This window comes from Mesorhizobium sp. B3-2-1, assembly GCF_006439515.1.
GTDB lineage: Bacteria > Pseudomonadota > Alphaproteobacteria > Rhizobiales > Rhizobiaceae > Mesorhizobium.
On the sequence record NZ_VFTI01000003.1, the window covers coordinates 151724 to 164065 of the forward strand.

The following is a 12342-nucleotide window of genomic DNA, read 5'->3' on the forward strand; positions in this document are numbered from 1 at the left end:
CAAACCATGCCTCCCATGCGCTTTTCGCGCAAATTTTGGGCCGGGCTGCGATGCTTTGGCCCGCAACCCACAATCCCGGACTTTTATCCATGACCATGCATCGTTACCGCAGCCACACCTGTGCCCAGTTGCGCAAGAGCGACGTCGGCAATTCCGTTCGTCTGTCGGGCTGGGTGCATCGCGTGCGCGACCATGGCGGCCTGCTCTTCATCGACCTGCGTGATCACTATGGCCTGACCCAGATCGTCGCCGATCCCGATTCGCCTGCCTTCAAGGTCGCCGAAACCTTGCGTGGCGAATGGGTGATCCGCGTCGACGGTGAAGTCAAGGCGCGCTTGCCCGAGACCACGAACGCCAACCTGCCGACCGGCGAGATCGAGATTTTCGCCCGCGAGATCGAGGTGCTTTCGGCGGCCAAGGAATTGCCGCTGCCGGTGTTCGGCGAACCGGACTATCCCGAGGACATCAGGCTGAAATACCGCTTCCTCGACCTGCGCCGCGAGACGTTGCACAAAAACATCGTGGCGCGCACGAAAATCATCGCCGAGATGCGCAAGCGCATGGGCGAGGTAGGCTTCACCGAATTCTCGACGCCGATCCTCACCGCGTCGTCGCCGGAAGGCGCGCGCGACTTCCTGGTGCCGTCGCGCATCCATCCCGGCACTTTCTACGCGCTGCCGCAGGCGCCGCAGCAGTACAAGCAGCTGATCATGGTGTCGGGCTTCGACCGCTATTTCCAGATCGCACCCTGCTTCCGCGACGAAGATCCGCGCGCCGACCGTCTGCCCGGCGAGTTCTACCAGCTCGACCTCGAAATGAGCTTCGTCGAGCAGGACGACGTGCTGTCGACCATGGAACCGGTGATGCGGGGAGTCTTCGAGACCTTCGCCAACGGCAAACCGGTGACGCAGAAGTTCCAGCGCATCCCCTATGATGTCGCCATGCGCAAATACGGCTCCGACAAGCCCGACCTGCGCAATCCGATCGAGATGCAGGCCGTCTCCGACCATTTTCGCGATTCCGGTTTCAAGGTGTTCGCCAACATCCTGGCCAACGACCCGAAGGCAGAGGTTTGGGGCATTCCGGCCAAGACCGGCGGCAGCCGCGCCTTCTGCGACCGCATGAATTCGTGGGCGCAAGGCGAGGGCCAGCCGGGGCTGGGCTACATTTTCTGGCGCAAGGAGGGCGACAAGCTCGAAGGCGCCGGCCCGCTCGCCAAGAATATCGGCGAGGAACGCACCGAAGCGATCCGCCTGCAACTCGGCCTTGCCGACGGCGACGCTGCCTTCTTCGTCGCCGGCGACCCGAAGAAATTCGTTTCTTTCGCGGGCGCTGCGCGCGCCCGTGCCGGCGAGGAACTCAATCTTGTCGACCGAGAACGCTTCGAACTGTGCTGGATCGTCGACTTCCCGTTCTTCGAATGGAACGAGGAGGAGAAGAAGATCGATTTCGCCCACAACCCGTTCTCGATGCCGCAGGGTGGCATCGACGCGCTGAACGGCGACGATCTGCTCGGCATCAAGGCGTTCCAGTACGACATGGTCTGCAACGGTTTCGAGATCGCCAGCGGCGGTATCCGCAACCATTTGCCCGAAACCATGGTCAAGGCGTTCGAGACCGTCGGGCTGGACCGCGCCACTGTCGAGGAGCGCTTTGGCGGCCTCTACCGCGCCTTCCAGTATGGCGCGCCCCCGCATGGCGGCATGGCCGCCGGTGTCGACCGCGTCGTCATGCTTCTGGTCGGCGCCAAGAACCTGCGCGAGATCACCATGTTCCCGATGAACCAACAGGCCTATGACCTGTTGATGAACGCGCCGTCGGAAGCGAGCCCGCAGCAGCTTCGCGATTTGGCGCTGCGCGTCGCGGTTGCGAAGAAGGACTGACGGCAGCGTTGCAACTGCCCTTTCTCCCCGTCACTATACGGGGAGAAATGTCCGGCAGGACAATGAGGGGCGGCGCGGGTGCTGGCGATTTGCGAGCGGTCGTAGCAATTGAAGCCTTCTGACAGGCAATCGGTTCAGCATCGAATTTCATATTCGCAAGCTTCAGCGCTGCCCCTCATCCGCCTGCCGGCACCTTCTCCCCGTATAGTGACGGGGAGAAGCCAGCTAATTCGATCAGTCCTCGTTGGCCTTGACGCTGACGCCGAGCGTCTTCGGCAGGTCCAGCGGGTTGGACATGGCGCCGGCCATGATCAGCGCGAACGGCACCGATGCCGGCGGCTCGGCCGAGATTTCGAGGCTCTTCGGATCGTCGAGATATTTGCTGACCGCCGCGGTCACCTGGGCCGTCAACTCAGGATTGTTGAGCTGCGCCATGCCGAACGGCACGATCGCCTTGGCCTGGTTGGCGATGTCCTTGGCCGACATGCCTTGCTGCTTGCCGACATAGTCCAGCACCTTGCCGGTCAGCGAATCGTCGTCGAAGCGGATCGAGGCGCTGTTGAACGAAAGCTGCTGCAACAGGCCGAGCATGGCCATGCCTTGCGCCGAATTGTCGGCGCCTTCCGGCTGTGCGGCCATCTTCTTCTGCATTTCCTGCAGCGACTTGATGAAGTCGATCGTGTAGCCGCCGAGGTCGAAGGTCATGCCGAGCGTGCCGGCATTCTCGACGGAGATGTCGTATTTCGACAGTTCCATCTTGCCGTCCGATGGCTGCCAGGTGCCGGCCATTTCGAGATTGCCCGAGATGTTCTGGTAACCGAGCGCGTTGATGACCTCCTTGGACTTGGGATCGTCGACCAGCGAGAGATCGGCCGTGAACTTCTCCGTGTTGGCGGTGAACTCCATCGCCTTGCCGTCGGCGGGCGGCGTGATCTCGATGGCAAGGCCGTCCATCGAGAAGGCGGTCTTGTCGGCGACCTTGACCGTCATGTTCGACAGTTCAGCGGATTTGTACATCATCAGCGAACCCAGCGGGCCGGTGGAGCCGTCGGCCGGCACCGTCATGTCGTGGATGACGAAGGGGCTGAGATCGAGGGTGACGCCGTCCTTGCTGTGTTCGAAGGCCGAGGTCGACACGGTGCCGATATCATAGCCGCCATTGGCTTCGGTGACGTTCTCGAGCTTGACGTCGCCGATCGGCAGCGCTTCCTTTTCCGCGGCCGGTTTCACCGACACGCCCTGCAGCACCATGCTGGTGTTGTCGCCGGTCACGCCGGTCCAGGTGATGTCGACGCCCTGGGCCGCGAGTGCTGCCTTCAGCCGGTCCGCGACCGCGGCGTCCTGGGCAAGGGCCGCATTCATCGGCAGTGTGAGCAAGAAGGTCGAAAGAGCGAATTTCCGGAGAGTTGAGCGGTTGATTGTCATCGCAAGGTCCCTGAGAGTGTCCTGAAATTATTTTTCAATTCTTTGCGCCATCACCATTCCGTGACGAACTGGACGGGAAAAAGGCGTGTCCCGGCACAATGGTCGAAAATCGCGGTGAAAGGCAAACCCGATCCGAACGCTATTGCAGGATGCGGTGAATTTGGCATGAAGGTCGGGCCGCCAGCGTGTCGTGCTTCGCAATAGATGTGGCATGTAACAGGTTGATGTTGGTCGGCAAGCTCGACGTTGCGGTTTCCAGTTGCAGAATAGCGTGCAAATCGACCGGCCGGGTGCGCGCCTCTTGCCGCGAATCACCCGCTCGGCTAGGTCCAACCCATGGGAAAAAGGCTTTTGCCGCCTGACAATGGCGGCGGCGATCATATCGAACCGGTCGATCTGAAGAAGGCGCTGGAAGAGCGCTATCTTGCCTATGCGCTGTCGACCATCATGCACCGGGCTCTGCCCGACGTTCGCGACGGGTTGAAGCCGGTGCATCGCCGCATCCTGCACGCCATGCGGCTCGCCCGTCTCGATCCCGGCCAGCGCTTTTCCAAATGTGCCGCGATCGTCGGCGATGTGATGGGCAAGTTTCATCCGCATGGCGACCAGTCGATCTATGACGCGCTGGTCAGGTTGGCGCAGGAATTTTCGATGCGTTACCCGCTGGTCGACGGGCAAGGGAATTTCGGCAATATCGACGGCGATAACGCCGCCGCCATGCGCTACACCGAAGCGCGCATGGCCGAAGCGGCGGCCGATCTGCTTTCCGGCATCACCGAGGACGCCGTCGATTTCCGCCCCACCTACAATGAAGAGGACGAGGAGCCGGTGGTGCTGCCCGGCGCCTTCCCGAACCTGCTCGCCAATGGCTCGTCCGGCATCGCCGTCGGCATGGCGACATCGATCCCGCCGCACAATGCGGCCGAGCTTTGCGACGCCGCGCTGCACCTGATCGAGCATCGCGACGCGCCGGTGGCGAAGCTGATGGACTTCGTCCAGGGTCCGGATTTCCCGACCGGCGGCATCATCGTCGACAGCCGCGCCTCCATCCTCGAAGCCTATGAGACCGGCCGCGGCGGGTTTCGCGTTCGGTCGAAGTGGAACCAGGAAGACCAGGGCAGGGGCACCTGGAGCATTGTCGTCACCGAAATCCCCTATGGCGTGCAGAAGGCGCGGCTGATCGAGAAGATCGCCGAGCTGTTGATGGCCCGCAAGCTGCCGCTGCTCGAGGATATCAGGGACGAAAGTGCCGAGGACATCCGCGTCGTGCTGGTGCCCAAGAGCCGTTCCGTTGACCCCGGCATCCTGATGGAATCGCTGTTCAAGCTCACCGAGCTCGAAAGCCGTTTCCCGCTCAACATGAATGTGCTGTCGCGCGGCAAGGTGCCTAACGTGCTGTCGCTGAAAGGCGTGCTGCAGGAATGGCTGGATCACCGCCGCGACGTCCTCATCCGTCGCTCGAAACACCGCCTTGGCGAGATCGAGAGGCGGCTGGAAATCCTCGCCGGCTACCTGATCGCCTATCTCAACATCGACGAGGTGATCAAGATCATCCGCGAGGAGGATGAGCCCAAGCAGGTCATGATGGCCCGCTGGTCGCTCACCGACACTCAGGCCGAAGCGATCCTCAACATGCGGTTGCGCGCTTTGCGCAAGCTGGAGGAATTCGAGATCCGTAAGGAATTCGATGGCCTGACCGCGGAGAAGAAGCAGATCGAGGCGCTGCTGGCTTCGGATGCAAAGCAGTGGTCGATGATCAAGTGGGAAGTCACTCAGGTTCGCGACAAGTTCGGCCCTGAGACCGATCTCGGCAAGCGCCGTACCCAGTTCGCCGATGCGCCCGAGCACGACCTGACCGACATCGCGCATGCCATGATCGAGCGCGAGCCGGTAACCGTCGTGGTTTCGGAAAAAGGCTGGCTGCGGGCGATGAAGGGGCATCTTGCCGATCTCTCGACGCTGACCTTCAAGGAGGGCGATGGCCTCAAGCTAGCCTTCCACGCCCAGACGACCGATAAGGTGCTGGTCTTCACCACCGGCGGCAAGTTCTACACGATCGGCGCCGACCGGCTGCCGGGTGGCCGCGGCCATGGCGAGCCGATCCGCATCATCGTCGACATGGACAATGACCAGGACATCGTCACCGCCTTCGTCCATGACCCCAAGCGCAAGCTGCTGCTCGCGTCTTTCGACGCCAACGGCTTCATCGTTCCGGAGGAAGAGGTGGTCGCCAACACCCGCAAGGGCAAGCAGGTGATGAACGTCAAGGCCCCCGACGAAGCCAAGCGCTGCGTGCCGGTCACTGGCGATCATCTGGCCATCGTCGGCGAGAACCGCAAGATGCTGGTGTTCGCGCTCTCGGAAATTCCCGAGATGGGTCGGGGCAAAGGCGTGCGGCTGCAGAAATACAAGGACGGCGGTCTTCTCGACCTCAAGCCGTTCACATTGGCGACCGGTCTTTCCTGGCAGGATTCGGCCGACCGTACTTTCACCCGATCGCGCGAGGAACTGGCCGAGTGGATCGGCGCGAGGGCATCGGCAGGGCGTATGGTGCCGAAGGGATTCCCCAGGACTGGCAAGTTCGGGTAACGTGCGCCTCTTCCTTCTCCCCTTGTGGGGCCCGAAGGGCGGGCGAGGCCCGTGACTCGCCCAGGGCGGTGGCCTCGCGTTGCCTGGTCGGATGAGGGGTGTTCCAGGGAACACCAACGCCTCACTCCGCTGGAACCCCCCTCATCCGTCTCGGCGCTGACGCGCCGATCCACCTTCTCCACAAGGGGAGAAGGCAAGAGCTCCGCCATCACGATTTGGACTATCGTCACGATTGCTGCACTATATCGGTCCATAACTGACCGATGGGCCGGGGAGAACAGGGCGTTTGAAGGAAGCAAGGATCCAGAAACCGGAACGGCAGCAGCGCCTCTTCGGGCTGTCCACACCGCTTCGGTCGGCCGTCATACCGCCGCTGTCGGCGGCACGCTGGCTGCTGGTGCTGATCGTCGCCGCCGGCGTCTATTTCTTCCACGGTTTCCTGTTTCCGGTGCTGGCCGCCCTCGTCATCGCCTTCGCCAGCTGGCCGCTCTACCGACGGCTGTTGGTCGGCGCCGGCGGCAACCGCACCATCGCCGCCACCTTGGCCATCCTGTTCATCCTCGCCTTCCTGGTGATCCCGATCGCGCTTGCCGGCACCTATGCCATCAACGAGGTGCGCGAATGGGTCAGCTGGGCGATAGAAACCAATCGGCACGGCGCGGTGACGCCGCACTGGATCGCCACCATGCCTGTCGTGGGTGAGTGGTTGAACGAGCAGTGGACCACCAATCTCGGCCATCCCGGCGGCATCGGTGAACTGATCCAGCTGGTCAGCGGCGCCAATATCGGCAGCATCTACCGGGGCGCGCTCGCCGCCGGCGGCAGCGCCTTCAGCCTGTTTCTGACGCTGCTGTTCATGATGATCGCCCTGTTTTTCGCCTATCGCGACGGCGAGAATTTCGCCGGCCAGATAGACCGCCTCGGCGAACGCATCCTGCCGACCCGCTGGGAACGGATCTCGCGCGTCGTGCCGGCGACCATTTCCTCGACCGTGACGGGCATGACCGTGATTGCCATCGGCGAGGGGCTGGTGCTGGGCATCGCCTACTGGCTGGCCGGGGTGCCGTCGCCTGTGACGCTGGGCGCGCTGACCGGCGTGATGGCGCTCATCCCCGGCGGTGCGCCGCTGTCCTTTACCTTGGTGTCGATCTACCTCGCCGCCAGCGGCTCGCCGATGGCCGGCCTGGCGCTGTTCATATGGGGAACGGTCGAGCTGTTCATCGTCGACAAGACGCTGCGCCCCAAGCTCGTCGGCGGACCGATAAAACTGCCCTTCCTGCCGACCTTTTTCGGCCTGATCGGCGGCGTCAAGACCATGGGGTTTCTCGGCCTGTTCATCGGCCCGGTGCTGATGGCGCTGCTGGTCGCGATCTGGCGCGAGTGGCTGCGCGAGGTGGAACTGGCCGACGAGACGGCCGCCGGATCGGCGGCCGAGATCGAGACCGGTCCGCGCATCGAGGCCCTGCCCGAACCAGGCGCTGCGAAGAAGGCCAACGCCTGATACGGATTTCGGGAAAATCTAGGCCGGATGGTGCACCGCAAGGTCACCGCGGCGCCTGCGTCCATCATGCAACTGCCAGAGTGAATGGGCGACCAGGGTGACAATCAGGATGCCGCCGCCGATCAGGCTGTTGCGGGTCGGCGTCTCGGCAAAGATCATCCACACCCAGATTGGCGCCAGCACGGTTTCGAGCAGGTAGAACATCGCTACTTCCGGTCCTGAAATGTATTTCGGCCCGGCGGCGAGGCAGAAGAACGAGATCGGCATGATGACGGCGCCGTTGAAGATGATCCACCATGGCGCGTTCACGTGAAAACCTTCGCCCGTCAACATGAAGGCGGCCAACCCAAGCGGCAGAAGGACACCGATGAGCGAGGTGAATCCCATATCCTTGCCGCTGGCGCGCGAGATGGTGATGGCGACCGCGATGAAGAAAGCCGAGCAGAGCGCCATGAAATCGCCGAACAGCTTGCCGGTGCCGACCGAACCGCCAACGATGACCAGCACGCCGAGGATCATGACAAGCATCGCCACGATCGTCACCGCCCGCGGTCTTTCCCTCAGGAATATCCAGGACAAGAGTGCGGCGAATACGGTGTTGAAGGCCAGGATGAACACCAGATCGGCGGTCGAGGTGTGGAAGACCGCGGTAACGAAGGTGATCGAGGTCAGCCCATAGCATATCGCCACGATCAGTCCGGACCAGCCGGGGATCAGGGGTGGGACATTCCGGCTCAGAGCGCGCCAGACCGACCAGATGATCATCGCGGCGATGAAGGTGGTTCCGGTTCGCAGCAGAAGGATCGTCCAGGCGCCGCCATCCGCAAGGCGGATCAACGGTATGTCGACAGTCAGTATCAGTCCGCCAATGGCGGTTATCAGAAGGCCCTTCTGGTGATCATGGTGAGAGGACATGCAGGAACTTTCGCAATTGAATTGCAGGCGGCGGCCGATCGGCGCAATCGCGCACTCTCTCCAGCCGGACGGCTGAAAGACCAGCATCCCCTGCCTTGAAACAGTTTAAGCGTGGATCGTGGGAAAACTCAGCGTCAGACCGCTTCGTTGGTGTAGCGCTCCCAGCCTTTTGGGCCGAGATGCTCCTGCGGCATGAAGCGCATCTTATAATTCATCTTGCGCGAACCATTGACCCAGTAGCCAAGGTAGACATGGGGCAGTCCCATCGCCTTGGCGCGGGCGATATGGTCGAGGATCATGAACGTGCCGAGCGAGCGGCTTTCGAAATCGGGATTGAAATAGGAATAGACCATCGACAGGCCGTCGGCCATCTTGTCGGTGAGCGCCACCGCGATGAGTTCACCCTGACCTTTACCGGTGATGAAGGTATCGGGTCCGCGCCGCCGATATTCGATCACCTTGGTGTCGACATGGGTGTCCTCGACCATCATGGCGTAGTCGAGCACCGTCATGTCGGACATGCCGCCGCGGCGGTGGCGGGCATCGAGATAGCCGCGAAACAGCGAATATTGTTCGGTCGAGGGCTCGGCATTGTGCATGGCGCCGACGAGGTCGGAATTGTGCTGCAGCACGCGTTTCATGTTGCGGCTGGCGGCAAACTCCTGGGCCAGGATGCGCACGGATACACAGGCGCGGCAGGTCTCGCAGGCTGGCCTGTAGGCTATGTTCTGCGAGCGCCGGAAGCCGCCTTGCGTAAGCAGGTCGTTCATCTCCGAGGCCTTGTCGCCGACCAGATGCGTGAACACCTTGCGCTCGAACTGGCCGTCGAGATAGGGGCACGGCGACGGCGCGGTCAGGAAAAACTGCGGCGACTGGGTCGGGTGCTGCGTCATCGAGCCTTGGAAACACTCCTTCGAATCGCTCTACCTTTGGCTCCGGCGGCGAAAAATTCAACAGGATTGTGAAGGTGTGGCTGACTGAACACCTTCACATTTGCGCTCAAGGGCCCGTGGTTTCTCTTGAGGGCCGGTTTTTAACGGCCGGTACGGCTGACGACAGTGCCGAGCAAAAGATCGTGCAGCGTGCGCTTGCGGTCGGAGAACAGCGTCACCAGCAGGACCAGCGGCGATAGGATGACGTTGCCGGCCCAGAACAGCACGGAATGGACGACCGCGGTGAGGCCGTCGATCGGCCTGCCATCGAGACGGTCGAGGCGGATGCCCATCATCTTCATGCCCGTAGTGGCCTGGTCGGCGCTGCCCAGCGTGTTCCAGATGTAGAGGATGGCGACTGCCGGCACCAGGACGCCGAACAGCATCCAGCCAAGGCCGAGGGTCAAAAGCCCGAGGAAGAACACCAGGATCGCGAACGGAATGGTCAGCAGGGCGACGATGACATAGTCGAGCACGAAGGCCAGGATGCGCCTTGTGCGCACGCCTTCATAAGCCCTGACATCGTCGAGCCGGGTGTCGATGATTTCGCCGTCGAGAACGCGAGCGTTCATGTTATTTCCTCGTAACGGGGCCTGCTTAGCCTGCGCCCACCTCACCAAAAATGGTGAAGGCTCATGGCGGAATCAAGATAGGGACATTTTCCCGCCACGCCGGGCGGGACAGAATGGGCTGACGGTCTGAACCGGTTGAATTTGCAGTGTGGATGGCGTTAGCTTGCTGCGGCGCAACAAGACGCCGAGGGGACGGGCAATATGGACTACGACATGCTGGTCATCGGCAGCGGCCCCTCGGGCCGCCGCGCGGCGGTGCAATCGGCCAAACTCGGCAAATCGGTGCTGGTGGTCGACCGGGGCCGGCGTCTTGGCGGCGTCTCGGTGCATACCGGCACCATTCCCTCGAAAACGCTGCGCGAAACGGTGCTCAATCTCTCGGGCTGGCGCGAGCGCGGCTTCTATGGGCGCGGCTACCGGGTCAAGCAGGATATCTCGGTCGGCGACCTGATCGAGCGCCTGCACAAGACGCTCGACCACGAGGTCGAGGTGCTGCAACACCAATTCATGCGCAACACGGTCAAAAGTGCGCGCGCGGCGGTGAAATTTCTCGGCCCCAACAAGGTCAGCCTGACATCGGACAATGGCGACTACAGCGAAGTCGGCTTTGCCAATGCGCTGATCGCCGTCGGCACCAGGCCGCATCGGCCGCGCGACGTGCCCTTCGACAAGACCCGTGTCTTCGACAGCGACGAGATGCTTGAACTCGACCGCCTGCCGCGCACGCTGACGGTGATCGGCGCCGGCGTCATCGGCGTCGAATACGCCACCATCTTTTCCGCGCTCGACGTGCCGGTGACGCTGGTCGAGCCGCGCAACTCCATCCTCGATTTCGTCGACAGGGAGATCGTCGACGATCTCATCCACCAGATGCGCGACCGCGGCATGACGATAAGGCTGGGCAGCGCGGTCAAGGAAATCCGCTCCAAGGCGGAAGCCGCCGAGGTGGAACTGGCCGATGGCCGCACGATCCGCTCCGAGGTCGTGCTCTACGCCGCCGGCCGCACCGGCAATGTCGGCAGCCTCGGCCTCGACGTTGTCGGCATCGAGGCCGACTCCAGGGGCCGTATCAAGGTCGATCCGCGGACTTTCCAGACCAGCGTGCCCAATATCTACGCCGCCGGCGACGTCATCGGCTTTCCGAGCCTCGCCTCCACCTCGATGGAGCAGGGCAGGGTGGCCGCCTGTCATGCCTTTGGCGTGACCCTGCCGGCGCCGCCGGAGACCTTTCCCTACGGCATCTATGCGGTGCCGGAGATCTCGACGGTGGGCCAGTCAGAGGAACAGGTACGCCAAAGCGGCGACGCGTACGAGGTCGGCGTCGCGCGCTTCCGCGAGACGTCGCGCGGCCACATCATGGGTGTCAATACCGGCTTCCTGAAGCTGTTGTTCTCGATCGAGACGCGTCGACTGCTCGGCGCGCACATCGTCGGCGAGGGCGCCACCGAACTCATCCACATCGGCCAGGCGGTGATCAATCTCGGCGGCACGGTCGACTTCTTCGTCAACAACACCTTCAACTACCCAACGCTTGCCGAGGCCTACAAGATCGCCGGCCTCGACGCCTGGAACAGGATGGGGCGGGGGTAGGGGCGGCTATTCAGCGGTCGCTGGTCGATCACGCTGCGCACCTGCGAAGCGAGCGGTCCGGAAAGACGATCAGCCTAGCTGGGTCGCCGCCGATCCCGCTAGCCAGTGCCTGATGATTGCTGCGTCCGGGTCACCGATTTCGTGGCCCGATGGAACAATCCGGGCGTCGATCTCCGTGCCGTGTCGGCTGAGCAGCGTCACCAGCGCCGGCGCGAAAGGCCCGTAGGTCTCGTCGGCGGCTCCGGCAATGATCAGCGTCCGTGTTCCCCTAAGGTCCGTCGCCGGTACCTTGTCGAGCACCGGCATTGGCCTCAACAGGGCCGCCCTGCGGACGATGCCGGGATGCAGCAGCATCAGGCTCGAAACCAGATTGGCGCCGTTCGAATAGCCAAGGAATGTTGCGTGACCGAGATCAAGTCCATGGCGCGCGGCGCCTTCGGCTGCAAATGCCGCGAACGCGGCGGTTTCGACACGTATGCTTTCCTGGTCGAAAGTGGTCGGCGTGATTCGCTCGAACCAGCGAAAACCGTCCTCCTGGGGGATGCGGCCTCGCACCGCGATCAGGACGGCGTCGGGTGCCATGCTTCTCGCCAGCGCCACCATGCTTGTCTCGTCGACACCCGATCCATGCAGCAGGAACAGGGATTCGCGGCGACCCTTGCCAGCGCCGAGGAGGCGATACGGAAAGGCCAGGTCCAGCACTAGGGTGCCGTTTTCGGCATTGTCGCCAGTCATGTCGCATCCCGTTGATTATATGAGGTTCCGCTCAATTTGCCGGCTTCAAAACGCAATATTTTCATGCTCCGCGAAAGTTGATTGAACCAGGCGCATTCCGGCCCGTTTCTGCGGCGATACACTCCATCCGGGAGGAATCGAAGCGGTGCGTCGGGGGTCGCATTGCTGGACATGAACAACCAGCTTTGAGGCCTTTTGTC

The 12342-nt window shown here is 62.5% G+C and carries 9 protein-coding genes; 4 read left to right on the forward strand and 5 right to left on the reverse strand.

Translation table 11 applies throughout. The features are described from left to right. The first annotated feature begins 95 nt into the window (after positions 1-95). Positions 96-1883, forward strand: a complete 1788-nt coding sequence (gene aspS, locus FJW08_RS04355) for an aspartate--tRNA ligase (RefSeq protein ID WP_181182839.1) — start codon at positions 96-98, stop codon at positions 1881-1883. Positions 1884-2117: 234 nt separating this feature from the next. Here the strand turns inward: aspS and FJW08_RS04360 are convergent, their stop codons facing one another. After that, entirely contained in the window at positions 2118-3308 is a 1191-nt protein-coding gene (locus tag FJW08_RS04360) for a hypothetical protein (RefSeq protein ID WP_140809104.1), read from the reverse strand. Between the two features lie 336 nt (positions 3309-3644). Between FJW08_RS04360 and parC the strand changes: the two genes are divergently transcribed. Both parC and FJW08_RS04370 read left to right on the forward strand, forming a co-directional pair. Then, complete coding sequence (gene parC, locus FJW08_RS04365; protein ID WP_140809106.1) at positions 3645-5897, forward strand: DNA topoisomerase IV subunit A; 2253 nt, start codon at positions 3645-3647, stop codon at positions 5895-5897. 286 nt (positions 5898-6183) lie between these two features. Beyond that, positions 6184-7398, forward strand: coding sequence for an AI-2E family transporter (locus FJW08_RS04370; RefSeq protein WP_140809108.1), 1215 nt, complete (start codon positions 6184-6186; stop codon positions 7396-7398). Positions 7399-7416: 18 nt separating this feature from the next. Here the strand turns inward: FJW08_RS04370 and FJW08_RS04375 are convergent, their stop codons facing one another. From FJW08_RS04375 to FJW08_RS04385, 3 genes are all read right to left on the reverse strand, one after another. Further along, positions 7417-8313, reverse strand: coding sequence for a DMT family transporter (locus tag FJW08_RS04375; RefSeq protein WP_140809109.1), 897 nt, complete (start codon positions 8311-8313; stop codon positions 7417-7419). A 134-nt stretch (positions 8314-8447) separates the two neighbouring features. Next, positions 8448-9206 carry an arginyltransferase gene (locus tag FJW08_RS04380; RefSeq protein ID WP_140809111.1) on the reverse strand — a complete coding sequence of 253 codons (759 nt, stop codon included), beginning with the start codon at positions 9204-9206 and terminating at the stop codon, positions 8448-8450. A gap of 140 nt (positions 9207-9346) precedes the next feature. Beyond that, positions 9347-9817, reverse strand: coding sequence for an RDD family protein (locus FJW08_RS04385; RefSeq protein WP_140809113.1), 471 nt, complete (start codon positions 9815-9817; stop codon positions 9347-9349). 201 nt (positions 9818-10018) lie between these two features. Between FJW08_RS04385 and sthA the strand changes: the two genes are divergently transcribed. Continuing rightward, positions 10019-11407 carry a Si-specific NAD(P)(+) transhydrogenase gene (sthA, locus tag FJW08_RS04390; RefSeq protein ID WP_140809115.1) on the forward strand — a complete coding sequence of 463 codons (1389 nt, stop codon included), beginning with the start codon at positions 10019-10021 and terminating at the stop codon, positions 11405-11407. 69 nt (positions 11408-11476) lie between these two features. Here the strand turns inward: sthA and FJW08_RS04395 are convergent, their stop codons facing one another. Next, entirely contained in the window at positions 11477-12142 is a 666-nt protein-coding gene (locus FJW08_RS04395; RefSeq protein ID WP_140809117.1) for an alpha/beta hydrolase, read from the reverse strand. Between the last annotated feature and the right edge of the window lie 200 nt (positions 12143-12342).